Here is a 13,099-nt window from a genome sequence, read left to right on the forward strand (position 1 = left end):
AAAAGCTGTAACAATAGAGTGAACAAATTCATTATAATGAAACAAATAATTTATTGCAATATTATTTTATCAATTTAAAATATTTAAATTTCGTTAGTTTTTCTTCCATGAACATAATATCCTTCTACCATTTAAAGCATAAATTGATTAAAAACTTTTTCATGTGTTTTCTGCCCATATTGCTTTTTACATATAATATCTGCCTGTTTTTACGCTGATAGCAGTTATCATTTAAGGATTTTACAGCACTCGTGTTATTTATATTATTACAATTTTACTGGAAAAAAGAATGTTTTTTCATGATGACAATTGGTTATAATTGATTTATAATGAAGCAATCAAAAGAAAAGCTTGCTATGAAAAAGAGTAGTACACATTTCACCTGTTTGAAGAGAGTCTGCGGTGCTGGGAGCAGATAACGGGCAATGTGGAATGGACTTTGGAGCAGCTGACCGAACTGGAAAAAAGTAGGCTCAGCCGGAGCAGTCTCCGTTACAAACGTCAGAGTGATTCCATTTTAATGGAATAATCAGGGTGGTACCACGGTTCATTCGTCCCTTTTTTACAGGGGATGAATGAGCCTTTTTTATTATGTTTTAAGAAATGAGGTTGATGTTTTCATGAAACAAACGATTTTTTCAGGCATTCAGCCAAGCGGCTCAGTGACGCTTGGCAACTATATCGGTGCAATGAAGCAGTTTGTCGAACTGCAGCATGATTATAACAGCTATTTTTGCATCGTGGACCAGCATGCGATAACTGTTCCTCAAGACCGGCTTGAGCTTAGAAAGAATATCCGCAATCTCGCGGCGCTTTACTTAGCTGTCGGACTTGATCCAGAAAAAGCAACATTGTTTATTCAGTCAGAGGTCCCCGCGCATGCGCAGGCCGGATGGATGATGCAGTGTGTCGCTTATATCGGCGAGCTTGAGCGGATGACTCAATTTAAGGACAAATCCAAAGGCAATGAAGCTGTCGTCTCCGGCCTGTTAACATATCCGCCGCTGATGGCCGCTGATATTCTGCTGTACGGAACGGATCTTGTGCCTGTCGGCGAGGATCAAAAGCAGCACCTTGAGCTGACGCGGAATCTTGCAGAACGCTTCAACAAAAAATACAACGACATCTTTACGATTCCGGAAGTGAAAATTCCAAAAGTCGGTGCACGCATCATGTCTCTGAATGATCCGCTGAAGAAAATGAGCAAATCTGATCCGAATCAGAAAGCTTATATTACATTGCTGGATGAGCCGAAGCAGCTTGAAAAGAAAATCAAAAGCGCTGTAACTGATTCTGAAGGCATTGTCAAATTTGATAAGGAAAACAAACCGGGCGTTTCAAACCTTCTTACAATTTATTCAATTCTCGGCAATACGACAATTGAAGAGCTTGAAGCAAAGTACGAAGGAAAAGGCTACGGCGAGTTTAAAGGTGATTTGGCAGAAGTCGTGGTGAACGCATTAAAACCGATCCAGGACCGCTATTACGAGCTGATAGAATCTGAGGAATTAGACCGGATTCTTGATGAAGGCGCGGAACGGGCGAACCGGACAGCAAACAAAATGCTGAAAAAAATGGAGAATGCCATGGGTCTTGGAAGAAAAAGACGCTAATCAAAAAACCGCTCTTTGCAAAGAGCGGTTTTTTTCAGTTGACCTTTGATTCGTTTTCCATTTCCCAAAGCTTTTCGAAAAAAGGCTGTCCTTTTATTAGGTTTTCGCAAAAAGCTAGGTGCTTGTCCGACCAGCCTTCAATTGTTTCGTTATACAGCATGTCCCAAATCTCTTCAAAGCTCATCCTTTTGATTTGTTCATACATATGCGGATTCCACTCTGTGTACCAGTAGCCGATTTCAGCCCGATTTTTCAGCCCTTTTAATTGGTCAAGCGCCATAAACATCAGCTGCTTAATTTGCCGTTCTTTTCTAGTCAGTCCTCTGACATGTTCTGGTGCTAATGATAAGATGTGATATTCCTTGGAGGATTCCAGCTTCTTTGGCTCAAATTCATATGTTTCAGGCTCTACATCTTTTACCATTTCATAAACGAGCTGCTCCTGTCTTGGGATTAAACGGCTTTTTCTGACAGGGATCGTGTAGCCGATCGTGTCGACAGCCAAAATGCCGATTCCGTCTGTTACGACAAAACAATACTCAAGCTTTGTCCGCTCATGATTTTTCCGAATGTACGATTTCTGATGTACGTCTTCAAGCAAACCTTTCGGAAGCTCTGACAAATCATTTTCTATGTAATGAAACAGTACTGACGGCACCCTTAGCAGCGGAACCTGATCCAAAAGCTCAACCGTATCTTCCTTGCGCCATTCGTGAAAGTGGCATACATTGTAGCCATTTTCTTCCCCTTCAAACCAATTGACCCACACATCATGAAGAAATAACATCTCTAACCCCTCACTTTTATAAAAACTGTTGTCCACAGTATAGGCAAGGGATAGAGAAATTATTCCAAAGAGATTGAGGAAATCTGGAATCACTGGGTTTATGTAAGAATCATAAAAAGCAGATCTCTTTGTATATTTTCTGACAAAAGGAGACCTGCTTTTTTTCTGATTTGGTGATATTTTATCACAGATATGATATTCATTTTTATTTAATATTTTTCGGATCAAGCGCATCCCGCAGGCCATCACCGACAAAGTTGAAGCATAAAACGGTCATTAAAATAAATAGCCCGGGAAATAACGGGTACCACCATGCTTGAATCATTACTGTGAAATTCTGTGCGTCTTGAAGCATGTTCCCCCAGCTAGCGATTGGCGGCTGGATTCCAAAGCCCAAGTAGCTTAGCGCCGATTCAGCTAGAATAACAGACCCTACTTTCAGCGTAGCTGACACGATAATCGGCCCTAACGCATTGGGCAGGATATGAGAAAAAATAATTTTGTGCGTTTTTGTTCCAATTGTTTTAGCAGCAAGAACATATTCCCTTGAACGGAGCGACAAGAATTCTCCCCTTACTAATCGTGCTGTTGTGGTCCATCCTGTGAGACAGAAAATTAAAATCAGTTTGTCCACACCCGGCTTGAAGATGGTGACCAGCGTGATCAACAAGAAAATATCAGGAATGGATAACACAATGTCAACTACACGCATAATGACAGCATCCACTATTCCTCTGAAATATCCGGCTAATGCTCCTAAAACCGTTCCGATCAAAATCGAGCCGACTACGGACGCAAATCCAACCAATAAAGAGACACGCGCTCCATATAGGATCCGGCTGAAAATATCACGTCCAAATTTATCCGTTCCCATCAGATGTTCAAGGCCCGGCGCCTTATATTTATCAAGCAGGCTTTGCTGCTCTTGGGGATAAGGTGCAATTAAAGGAGCGAAAACAGCCGACATAATAATGATAAAAAGAATAACGGCACCTAAAATGGCCAGTTTGTTTTTCGAGAATTTTCCCCAGAAAATCTTTGTCATTGTTTCTGGCTTTTTCGAAATATTTTCTTTCAGCCTGATCTCCGGCGAGGGAGTTGTTTGCAGCTCTGACATCTCTGTTTCCCTCCTTTTAATATTCGATCCGCGGATCAACAATCGCGTAAAGGATGTCTGCAATGAGGTTTCCGACAACGACAAGAACCGCCGAGATCACAGTCATTGCCATGATAACCGGATAATCGCGCTGGAATGCTGAATCGACAAACAGCTTTCCTAATCCCGGCCAAGTGAAAATTTGTTCGACAACGACAGATCCGCCGATAAATGAAGGAATCATCAAACCGAAAATTGTAATGACGGGTAATAATGCATTCCTCAATCCATGTTTAAATAGCACTCTGTTCTCTTTAAATCCTTTTGCTCTCGCTGTGCGAATATAATCTTGATTTAATACATCAAGCATATTGGATCTCGTGTATCTCGTCAGTCCGGCCATGTCAGCTGTAGCTAGAACGAATGCAGGCAGAATTAAATGATGAATCCGGTCAAATATATTGAATTCGGTATTCAGCGTCTCGACACCCCCGGTTGGAAACCAGCCGAGATTTACCGATAACACCATAATCAAAATTAATCCAAACCAAAAGTTTGGAATAGCCAGACCTATAAACGAGGTAAATGTAATGCCATAGTCGATTTTTGAATACGGCCGCTTTGCCGACAGGACACCGAACGGAATAGAAATCATAAGAGCCAAAATCGTTGAAACCAGCATCAGCAGGAGCGTATTGGGTAGTCTTGCCATAATCAATTCTGAAACAGGCGTTCCTTTTCTGACAATAGACGTTCCGAAATCACCCTGCACCATGTTGCCTAGCCACTTTAAATATTGAACGTACTGAGGATCATTCAGACCGTATTTTTCAATAAACTGCTCTCTGTCAGCCTGGCTGATTTTCGGGTCCATCATTAATGTCATCGGATCTCCGGGCGCGGCTTTCATGATAACAAATGATAAAATCGTAATTCCCAATAAAATCGGGATAGACATTAAGGTTCTTCTGATAATATATGCAGCCATATACTTGTCCCCCTTTACTTTCCTTATTAAAAACAGAAGAGGGAGAAAACGCTCTCCCTCCCCTTTAAGGGAAATTTATTTTTCAAGCCACCATTTTTCAATATTATACAAATCACGTTTCGGATGATATTTGTATCCTTCAAGATTTTCCGGCATTGCCATATGGTTGTTAGGATAATACAAGAACGTATAGGGCTGATCTTCCGCAATTTTTTGATAGATTTGCTCATATTCTTTTGAATACTGCTTTCTATCACTGATTGATTTTGCATCTTTCATGAGTTTATCCGCTTCGGCATTTTTATACCAAACGTAGTTCAAACCCTTTTTAATCTGGCTTGAATGGAAGATATCATATTGATCTGGGAATGTGGATAAACTCCATCTCATGACCATTGCATCAAAATCCCAATTCGGAGGATTCATTTGTTCAACGAGAGCGCTCCATTCAACGATCTGGGTTTTCACTTCAATGCCGATTTTTTTCAGCTGTTCCTGAACGACGACAGCGATGTCTTCACGGACTTTGTTTCCTTGGTTCGTTTTAAGGGTAAACGAGAATTTCTTTCCGTCTTTATCCAGAATGCCGTCACCGTTCGTATCTTTCCAGCCGGCTTCTGCAAGCATCTGTTTCGCTTTTTTCTCGTTGTACTCAAATTTCGGAACATCTATATCTTTAGGATAGTTCCAAGATAAAGGGCTTTCCGGAATGTAAGCTACCTCGCCGTCTCCATCTAATACTTGGCTGACGATTGACTCGCGGTCAAGAGCGGTTGTCAGCGCTTGACGAACCTTTTTATCCTTGAATAATTCATTTTTTTCATTCCACCCGATGTACACATAACTTAATGCCAAATCAGTAACGATTTTTAGGTTGTTGAATTTTTCAGCCGTTTTGTAGTCAGTGGCGGGCACATTAAAGAAATTAATATCGCCTGCCTGCAGCTGAGCAACGGCAGCATTTGCGTCAGGAATGACTTTATACGTCACAGTATCTAAATACGGTCTTCCTTCAAAGTAATCATCATTCGCTTCGAGCTTAATATATTGGCCCTGCTTCCATTCCTTAAACTTAAATGGTCCTGAACCGATTGGTTTCTTTCTGTTAAACTCATTTTCTTCTAAATCAGCAATCGGAACATTACCGAGAATATGTTTCGGCAGAATAGCTGTGCTGTCTAACGCATTGTTGTAGAAATTACCGTCTTTATATTTCAGCTTAAACAAGACTTCGTAATCGCCTTTTTTTTCTACGGATTTCAGCATTTCATATGTTGAACCGCGTTCTCCCTTGTAATCTTTGCTTAAAGGGACACTGTACGTAAATACGACGTCGTCTGCAGTCAGTTCTTTTCCGTCATGAAACTTAACGCCTTTTTTAATTTTCACATCATATGCAAGGCCGCCGTCTAATTCTTTAATGCTTTCAGCGAGTGACAATTTCACATTTAGTTTTTCATCCGTTTTCGTTAAAAAGCTGTACAGCATATTTTCAATATCCGTACTTGCGTCATCGGTAGAATACAGAGAGTTAAAAAGTGTGGGTTCTCCGATTGAACCAACAACCAAATCCCCGCCTTGCTGCGGTTTGCCTGCTGATTTTTTCGCGCTGCTGTTGCTTGATTTTGATCCCGAGCAGGCTGATAAAAAGATGGCCAGAACCATCAATACACTTAGCATCATCAGTGCGGTTTTCCGTCTTTTCATTAGATATTCCCCCTCTTGAAATGTTCGTTCTTCTCAGCTGTTGTTTATGTAGTGTGCATACCCCCTCTCAAAGCTGTGCGGGCAACATTAGCTATAAAGGTGACAAGCCACAAAGTGGCTGGGAGCAGCTTCTTTAAATTCTGGTATTTGTTCCTTGCATATCGGTTTTGCAACAGGACATCTTGTGTGGAATACGCAGCCTTTTGGCGGGTTGGCCGGACTAGGCAGTTCTCCCTTCAGGACAATGCGTTCACGTTTGACAGATCCTCTTTTTCTTGTAACAGGAACGGAGGATAAAAGCGCTTGGGTATATGGGTGAAGCGGGTTGTCATAAAGCTCATGCTTGCCGGTCAGTTCCATCATTTTGCCAAGATACATTACTCCGACTCTGTCGCTGATATGGCGGACGACACTCAGATCATGAGAGATAAATAGATACGTAAGATTAAATTCTTCCTGTAATTCCTCCATCAAGTTAATCACTTGGGCCTGAATGGATACATCAAGTGCGGAAACCGGCTCATCTGCAATGATCAGCTCTGGATTCAAAGTGAGTGCTCTGGCAATGCCGATCCGCTGACGCTGGCCGCCTGAAAACTCATGGGGATAACGGCCGGCAAACGACGGGTGAAGCCCTACTCTTGCAAGCAGCTCTTCAACTTTTTCGTTTCGTTCACGCATGGTATACATGTTGTGCGTATTAAACGGCTCCTTTATGATGGAACGCAGGGTCTTTCTCGGGTTTAACGAAGCAAATGGATCTTGGAAAACCATTTGAATATTTTTGCGGACACTCTTCCGCAGCTTCTCCTCTGACAGATTGGAAATATCCTGCCCTTTAAAAAGAATTTGGCCCTCTGTCGGTTTGTACAGTCTGATCATCGTTCTGCCGGCAGTCGATTTTCCGCAGCCCGACTCTCCAACGATTCCGAGTGTTTCTCCTTTTTTTAACGAAAATGAAACACCATCCACCGCTTTTACATCACCGACTTTTCTTTGAAAAAGGCCTGACCGGATCGGAAAGTATTTTTTTACGTCACGAAGCTCTAAGATTGTTTCTTGATTAGCTGCTGTCATGATTGTTCGGCACCCTCTTCCTCATATAAAAAGCATCTCACCGTTCTTCCGCTTTTGTGTGTCAAAAGCGAAGGCTGATTTGTCCAGCACTTATCCATAGCTTTCGGGCACCTTGGGGCAAAACGGCACCCCGGCGGCAGATTATCCGGTGTAGGCACACTGCCTTTAATTGCATTTAATTTATCAATCTCTCCATCTATAACAGGAATTGACGTAAGCAGGCCTTCTGTATACGGATGAAGCGGTTCTAAAAATAAGTCATCAACTGTAGCGTTTTCTACGACTTGTCCGCAGTACATGACAATCACTCTATCGGCAGCCTCAGACACGACACCTAAGTCGTGTGTGATGAGAAGAATCGATGTATTGAACTTCTGACAGAGATCTTTCATGAGCTCCAGCACCTGGGCTTGTATTGTCACGTCCAGCGCTGTCGTTGGTTCATCGGCAATGAGCAGTTTAGGATTACAGCTCAGTGCGATGGCAATCATCACCCTCTGTCTCATACCGCCGGACAGCCGATGCGGGTACTCCTTCATAATTTGCTCCGCCCGGGAGAAACCGACCATCTGCAAGAGTTCAACAGCTCGTTGACGGGCTTCTTTTTTCTTCATGTTTTTATGGTAAATCAGCACTTCGGTAATTTGTTCTCCGATTGTTAACACCGGATTAAGGGAGGTCATTGGTTCCTGAAAGATCATGGATACTTCGTTACCGCGGATTTTGCAATAATCGTTTTCAGTGAATGAGGTGAGGTCTTTGTCTTCGAGTTTAATAGAGCCGTCCATGATTTTTCCGCCTGAGCTTTGGACGAGGCCCATAATTGATAAAGAAGTAATGCTTTTTCCGGAGCCCGATTCACCTACAAGCGCGACGGTTTCGCCTTTGCTGATGTGAAAATCGACTCCGTCAACCGCAGGGATCGGCTCCTTTTTCCTGAAAAAATATGTCTTTAAATTATTCACTTCTAAAAGTGTGCTCATGCTAGCTCCCCTTTCCCCCCTCTTGTTGTCAAACGTTTTCAAGAGAAAGCAATCCCCTTATTCAGAAATAATAAATAATATTGAATTATCGAAAAATTTTATAGTTGTATATTATTACAATCATTTTGCAAAATCAAGAATTTTTTAGGATAAATGTAATATTATTAATGAAATTCCATTATTTTATCCTTTTAAAGCATTGCATCCAAAAAGGTTTCAGCAGGAATGGACAGCCCGTCTGCGGCGCTTGCCTTGCTGGCGGTTAAATATTTTTTTACAATATTGAATCCAACTGCGTATCCAAGCATTTTTGGCTGATATCCTTTGCCGAATAACAGTTGGGGAAATAATCGATTATCCCGTTTGATATCCCGATGGGGCGCAATCTTTTTTTCATATAAAGCCTGAAGCTGCTCCGGTGTATACCAAGTCGTCCACTCAGCCGTTTGGCTTCGGCCGAACCTCTCATAAACAGCATATTCCGCCAGCCCTTCCATGATGATTGTATCAAGTAATGTGACATCCTTTTCCTCTTTTGTCAGATGACCTAACCGGCAAACGTGATGATACTCATGCGTCATAAGGGCAGATACCGACCCAAAATCTAAATCTGACGAAAGAAAAAGGAACATTTTGTCTTGAAAGGCGAGTCCTGATTTTGATCCGAACTCTAAACGGATTCTCCTGTTTCGTTCATCAACCGGCAGCGTAACAATTGGTACATCAGGACCTTGCCATTTGTTTTTGAGGTACTGTTCTTCCTTTTGGATATGTCCGTAAAAACCTTTTTCCTTCAGCTTGGAAACCGTCTGAATACCCTCTTTTATGTTTTTAAACATCCCATGATGCTGAAGGTGTCCCAGAATGCCCTTCCAGTTCTTTTTCTCCGCACCTGAAAAAAGCGGGATAATGTAGTGCGCCAAATCATCTATTGAACCGGCCTTCCTGAGCCAGCTATATGTTTGTTCTACACTCATGTGATCGCCTCCTCTTTTAATCCTATGCACACAAAAAAAACCGGCTACCCTTTAAGGGCAGCCGGTTTGGCTTGATTATGATTGATATTTCTTAAAGATTAATGTTGCGTTGTGTCCGCCGAATCCTAATGAGTTGCTGAGAACATAATTAAGTTCCTGTCTGCGGGCTTCATCAGGCACATAATCCAAATCACATTCTTCGTCAGGTGTTTGAATATTGATTGTCGGCGGAATCACACCTTCTTTAATGGCCAGGATAGAGAAAATGGCTTCAATACCGCCGGCTGCTCCTAAGAGGTGGCCTGTCATCGATTTTGTAGAGCTTACCGCAAGTTTATGCGCATGCTCGCCAAAAACGGTCTTAATCGCCATTGTTTCGTATTTGTCGTTGTAATACGTGCTTGTCCCGTGAGCATTGATGTAATCAATTTCCTCAGGTGCAATGCCTGCATCTTTAATGGCTTCTTGCATCGCTCTCGCTCCGCCTTCACCGTCTTGGGCCGGCGCTGTGATATGATAAGCGTCTCCGGTTGAGCCGTAGCCGACAATTTCTCCGTAAATTTTAGCGCCGCGGGCCAGGGCATGCTCAAGTTCTTCAAGAACGATAATCCCTGCACCTTCCCCCATGACAAAGCCATCACGGTTTTTATCGAACGGGCGGCTCGCTGTTTTCGGATCTGGATTAGTAGACAGCGCTTTGTTGGCACTAAAGCCGGCGAATGACATTCTTGTCAGCGGCGCTTCTGTTCCGCCTGTGACCATCACGTCTGCATCACCGCGCTGAATAACCTTAAACGCGTCACCGATGGAGTTCGTTCCTGTAGCACATGCTGTAACCGTACAAGAGTTCACCCCTTTTGCTCCTAATGCAATAGAAATCTGGCCTGTCGCCATGTCAGGAATCATCATTGGCACGAAAAACGGGCTTACCCGTCTTGAGCCTTTTGTTAAGAAGATTTCAAATTGAGACTCTAGTGTTTCAAGTCCTCCGATACCGGAGCCTACCCAAACACCGACTCTCGGCGCGATCTCATCGGTAATGTTAAGATCTGCATCTTCAACCGCCATTTTCGCAGCCACAACCGCATATTGTGTAAAGCGGTCCATTTTTCTGGCTTCTTTTTTATCCATATAATCTTCAACATTAAAATCTTTTAATTCAGCGGCAACTTTTGCCGGATATTCTTCAGCGTCAACACGAGTGATCGGACCGATTCCGGACACACCGTTGATTGCGTTATTCCAACTTGTATCGACGTCGTTGCCAAGTGGAGATAATGCTCCAAGTCCTGTAACAACTACTCTTTTTTTAGTCATCTTGTGTGCACCTCACCTTTTTTTATCGGCCCCAGCGGATTGCAATGGCGCCCCATGTTAGTCCTCCGCCGAACCCTACCATAACGACCACATCGCCGTCTTTGATTTTACCGGCTTCCAATTCTTCTACAAGAGAGATCGGAATGGATGCGGCAGAAGTATTTCCATATTTATGAACAGTTTTAGACATCTTTTCGACAGGAAGCTCTAAACGCTCGCGAGCAGCTTCCATGATACGGATGTTCGCCTGATGCGGAATCAAAAAGTCGACATCCTCTTTTGAAAGTCCGGCTTTTTCAATGACATTTACGCATGATTCTCCCATTTGGCGGACTGCAAATTTGAAAACTTCTCGTCCATTCATGATTGTATGTCGTTTTTCATTCAGATACAAGTGCTGACCGCCTGTGCCGTCGGCTCCTAGTTCAAATGAAAGGATTCCTCTGTCATCACTGACTGGCCCGACTACCGCAGCGCCTGCTCCGTCTCCAAACAGAACGGCTGTATTGCGGTCTTCCCAGTCGGTAATGCTTGAGAGCTTCTCTACACCGACAACTAGAACATGCTTGTAGGTTCCGGATTCAATAAATTGTTTACCGGTTACAACCCCGTACATGAAGCCCGCACAAGCCGCGCTGATATCCATAGCACACGCTTTCTTCGCGCCGAGCTGTTCTTGAATCATACAAGAGACCGTAGGAAATGACTGATCAGGTGTAACAGTTGCAACCAAGATCATATCCAGATCCTCAGCAGCCACTTCAGCTTGTTCCAGCGCATTTTTCGCTGCTGCAACAGCCATATGTGATGAAAACACATCATCTGCTGCGATTCTTCTTTCTTCTATTCCTGTTCTTGTACGAATCCACTCGTCAGAAGTTTCAACCATTTTTTCAAGATCATGATTTGTTAAAACCTTCTCAGGAATGTAACGTCCAACACCAAGTATTCCAGCTTTCATAAGGGAAGACTCCTTTATATCTTAAATTTAGAAGATCAATCAGGTTGTGATCAATTATTAGTATCAGGTACTAATTCTATCCTATTTTTTTTCACATGGCAATATATTCGTCTAAACTATCAGTTCATCTTACTCATAGAGTATGGTATATGGAAAGGAGGCGTATGCAGTTGGATGTGTTTTCAAGAATGATGTTCGGCGATGCAGCAAAACCAACAGAAGAGAAGGAGGAACAGCAAGAGGAGGTTTCTCAGACAAACGACGAAAAGACGATTAATTACATGCATATTATGGACCAAATCGGTTCAATTATGAACTCTCTTGATCAAATCAAGCCCGCTTTAAAGGAGCTTGCACCCATGCTCTCCGCTATTAAAAAGAAAATCATGTGAAAAGCCACTTTCAAAAAAGTGGCTTCTTCTTATTCTGTTTCAGATTTAGCGTCAGACTTGCCAAGCTCATAAGCTTCCGCCATTACCGTTGTAAATAGATTCATAAACGGCTGGATGGCCTCCATTGAGAGCTCAATGCCTGATTTCTCAAGCTGTTCTTTCGCTTCAGGGAGATATTTCATGGCAATTTGCAAGAATTCAAGTGATTTTTCGTGCTGCATGTGACGTCACTCCATTACTCGTTTTTTGGCAGCTCGCCTGTTTTGTTGTATGTTTTGATCAGCTTGGCGATTCTTTGCTGAAAGTCTTTGTCGACGAGCGGGCTGAATGTTCCCATCTCAACGACTCCCGTATTCAGGTCGTAGTAATGATCGCCGCCCTCAAGGGTGCCTTTATTAAATTGTTCAGCAATGATTTCATAGGCCTTGTCCACATTTTGCACCGTGCTGGTTAATACGGTATTCTCGCCCAGATCCGATTGATCTGTGACGTAGCCAATGGCATAAAGACCGTCTTTTTTGATTTGCTGAATAACAGGGACATTATACCCGTCTCCGGCGGGATACACAACATCCGCGCCTTCGTTCTTCATTTTCTGATAAAGCTTTACTGCTGTTGTATCATCATCCCAATGATCCGTATATTTCGTATTTACCTCTATATCCGGATTTTCATACTTGGCCCCTTTGATAAAACCGTCCACCTCAGGCTGCCACGTAAAGGAAGCAATTACACCGACCTGATTCGTTTTCGACATATGGGCAGCAGTCATTCCTCCAAAAAAGCCCATTGCTTCCCCGCTAAAATGGACACTCGTTACATTATCAGCTTTCGCTTTCGCATTGGAAATGACGAATTCCATATCTGGATAATCTTCGCCGACCAAGTTAAACACCTCAGCATATTCACTCCCATGGCCGTAGAGCAGATTGACGCCCCTCTTATGAAAATCCTCAATCGCATTTATGATATCTTCTTCTGTTTTAACGCCTTCTTTATAATAGACGTCCACATTGTATTTGGATTGTATATTCAGTAATCCTTTATACCCTTTTGTGCCCCATACGAGGTCATTAATCGTATCAGGAAAGAGCATGCCGACCTTCTCAATTTTTCCTTTGAACGGAGTTTTTCCACATCCACTCAATAAAAGGAGGACAGAAAAGATCATGACAAGCCTTGTGATCAAGTCATGTTCAAC

13 protein-coding genes and 1 other annotated feature are annotated in these 13,099 nt (G+C 42.7%); of the genes, 2 read left to right on the forward strand and 11 right to left on the reverse strand.

Annotated features, from left to right (window positions below; genetic code table 11):
* Positions 1-347 precede the first annotated feature (347 nt).
* Positions 348-562 (forward strand) — a binding site (T-box leader).
* 58 nt (positions 563-620) lie between these two features.
* The gene (trpS, locus tag PUN35_RS08595; protein WP_003245134.1) at positions 621-1,613 is read left to right on the forward strand and encodes a tryptophan--tRNA ligase; all 993 of its coding nucleotides are present in this window, start codon (positions 621-623) and stop codon (positions 1,611-1,613) included.
* Between the two features lie 34 nt (positions 1,614-1,647).
* Here the strand turns inward: trpS and PUN35_RS08600 are convergent, their stop codons facing one another.
* The 9 genes from PUN35_RS08600 to fabH form a co-directional block, all read right to left on the reverse strand.
* On the reverse strand, positions 1,648-2,400 hold the full coding sequence (locus PUN35_RS08600) for a YjbA family protein (protein ID WP_003239298.1): 753 nt from the start codon (positions 2,398-2,400) through the stop codon (positions 1,648-1,650).
* A 205-nt stretch (positions 2,401-2,605) separates the two neighbouring features.
* Positions 2,606-3,517, reverse strand: a complete 912-nt coding sequence (gene appC / locus PUN35_RS08605; RefSeq protein WP_014479441.1) for an oligopeptide ABC transporter permease AppC — start codon at positions 3,515-3,517, stop codon at positions 2,606-2,608.
* Positions 3,518-3,533: 16 nt separating this feature from the next.
* A complete protein-coding gene (gene appB / locus PUN35_RS08610; RefSeq protein ID WP_003245828.1) occupies positions 3,534-4,484 on the reverse strand; it encodes an oligopeptide ABC transporter permease AppB in 951 nt (316 codons plus the stop codon).
* 75 nt (positions 4,485-4,559) lie between these two features.
* Positions 4,560-6,191 carry a peptide-binding protein gene (locus tag PUN35_RS08615; RefSeq protein ID WP_014479440.1) on the reverse strand — a complete coding sequence of 544 codons (1,632 nt, stop codon included), beginning with the start codon at positions 6,189-6,191 and terminating at the stop codon, positions 4,560-4,562.
* Between the two features lie 87 nt (positions 6,192-6,278).
* Positions 6,279-7,268, reverse strand: a complete 990-nt coding sequence (gene appF / locus PUN35_RS08620; RefSeq protein WP_003232964.1) for an oligopeptide ABC transporter ATP-binding protein AppF — start codon at positions 7,266-7,268, stop codon at positions 6,279-6,281.
* Positions 7,265-8,251 (reverse strand): oligopeptide ABC transporter ATP-binding protein AppD, encoded by a 987-nt coding sequence (appD, locus tag PUN35_RS08625; protein WP_003232965.1) that lies wholly within the window; start codon positions 8,249-8,251, stop codon positions 7,265-7,267. The genes appF and appD overlap by 4 nt, the downstream gene beginning before the upstream one ends.
* 191 nt (positions 8,252-8,442) lie before the next feature.
* Positions 8,443-9,228: a DUF2268 domain-containing putative Zn-dependent protease gene (locus PUN35_RS08630; RefSeq protein ID WP_014479439.1), complete on the reverse strand. Its 786-nt coding sequence runs from the start codon at positions 9,226-9,228 to the stop codon at positions 8,443-8,445.
* 75 nt (positions 9,229-9,303) lie between these two features.
* Positions 9,304-10,545 carry a beta-ketoacyl-ACP synthase II gene (gene fabF / locus PUN35_RS08635; RefSeq protein WP_014479438.1) on the reverse strand — a complete coding sequence of 414 codons (1,242 nt, stop codon included), beginning with the start codon at positions 10,543-10,545 and terminating at the stop codon, positions 9,304-9,306.
* A gap of 22 nt (positions 10,546-10,567) precedes the next feature.
* Positions 10,568-11,506: a beta-ketoacyl-ACP synthase III gene (gene fabH / locus PUN35_RS08640; RefSeq protein ID WP_003232971.1), complete on the reverse strand. Its 939-nt coding sequence runs from the start codon at positions 11,504-11,506 to the stop codon at positions 10,568-10,570.
* Positions 11,507-11,670: 164 nt separating this feature from the next.
* Between fabH and yjzB the strand changes: the two genes are divergently transcribed.
* Positions 11,671-11,898, forward strand: coding sequence for a spore coat protein YjzB (gene yjzB, locus PUN35_RS08645; protein ID WP_031600361.1), 228 nt, complete (start codon positions 11,671-11,673; stop codon positions 11,896-11,898).
* Between the two features lie 29 nt (positions 11,899-11,927).
* On the opposite strand, the gene comZ is transcribed toward yjzB, so the two are convergent.
* Both comZ and med read right to left on the reverse strand, forming a co-directional pair.
* Entirely contained in the window at positions 11,928-12,119 is a 192-nt protein-coding gene (gene comZ / locus PUN35_RS08650; RefSeq protein ID WP_003224559.1) for a ComG operon transcriptional repressor ComZ, read from the reverse strand.
* 14 nt (positions 12,120-12,133) lie between these two features.
* Complete coding sequence (gene med / locus PUN35_RS08655; protein ID WP_014479436.1) at positions 12,134-13,087, reverse strand: transcriptional regulator Med; 954 nt, start codon at positions 13,085-13,087, stop codon at positions 12,134-12,136.
* Positions 13,088-13,099 lie beyond the last annotated feature (12 nt).

It is taken from the genome of Bacillus sp. N3378-2at (assembly GCF_033412715.1).
Lineage (GTDB): Bacteria > Bacillota > Bacilli > Bacillales > Bacillaceae > Bacillus > Bacillus subtilis.

What these genes read in the sequence shown, in the direction of transcription:
- trpS (WP_003245134.1), top strand. Translation starts at nt 621, where the DNA reads ATGAAACAAACGATTTTTTCAGGCATTCAGCCAAGCGGCTCAGTGACG.
- PUN35_RS08600 (WP_003239298.1), bottom strand. Translation starts at nt 2,400, where the DNA reads ATGTTATTTCTTCATGATGTGTGGGTCAATTGGTTTGAAGGGGAAGAA.
- appC (WP_014479441.1), bottom strand. Translation starts at nt 3,517, where the DNA reads ATGTCAGAGCTGCAAACAACTCCCTCGCCGGAGATCAGGCTGAAAGAA.
- appB (WP_003245828.1), bottom strand. Translation starts at nt 4,484, where the DNA reads ATGGCTGCATATATTATCAGAAGAACCTTAATGTCTATCCCGATTTTA.
- PUN35_RS08615 (WP_014479440.1), bottom strand. Translation starts at nt 6,191, where the DNA reads ATGAAAAGACGGAAAACCGCACTGATGATGCTAAGTGTATTGATGGTT.
- appF (WP_003232964.1), bottom strand. Translation starts at nt 7,268, where the DNA reads ATGACAGCAGCTAATCAAGAAACAATCTTAGAGCTTCGTGACGTAAAA.
- appD (WP_003232965.1), bottom strand. Translation starts at nt 8,251, where the DNA reads ATGAGCACACTTTTAGAAGTGAATAATTTAAAGACATATTTTTTCAGG.
- PUN35_RS08630 (WP_014479439.1), bottom strand. Translation starts at nt 9,228, where the DNA reads ATGAGTGTAGAACAAACATATAGCTGGCTCAGGAAGGCCGGTTCAATA.
- fabF (WP_014479438.1), bottom strand. Translation starts at nt 10,545, where the DNA reads ATGACTAAAAAAAGAGTAGTTGTTACAGGACTTGGAGCATTATCTCCA.
- fabH (WP_003232971.1), bottom strand. Translation starts at nt 11,506, where the DNA reads ATGAAAGCTGGAATACTTGGTGTTGGACGTTACATTCCTGAGAAGGTT.
- yjzB (WP_031600361.1), top strand. Translation starts at nt 11,671, where the DNA reads ATGCAGTTGGATGTGTTTTCAAGAATGATGTTCGGCGATGCAGCAAAA.
- comZ (WP_003224559.1), bottom strand. Translation starts at nt 12,119, where the DNA reads ATGCAGCACGAAAAATCACTTGAATTCTTGCAAATTGCCATGAAATAT.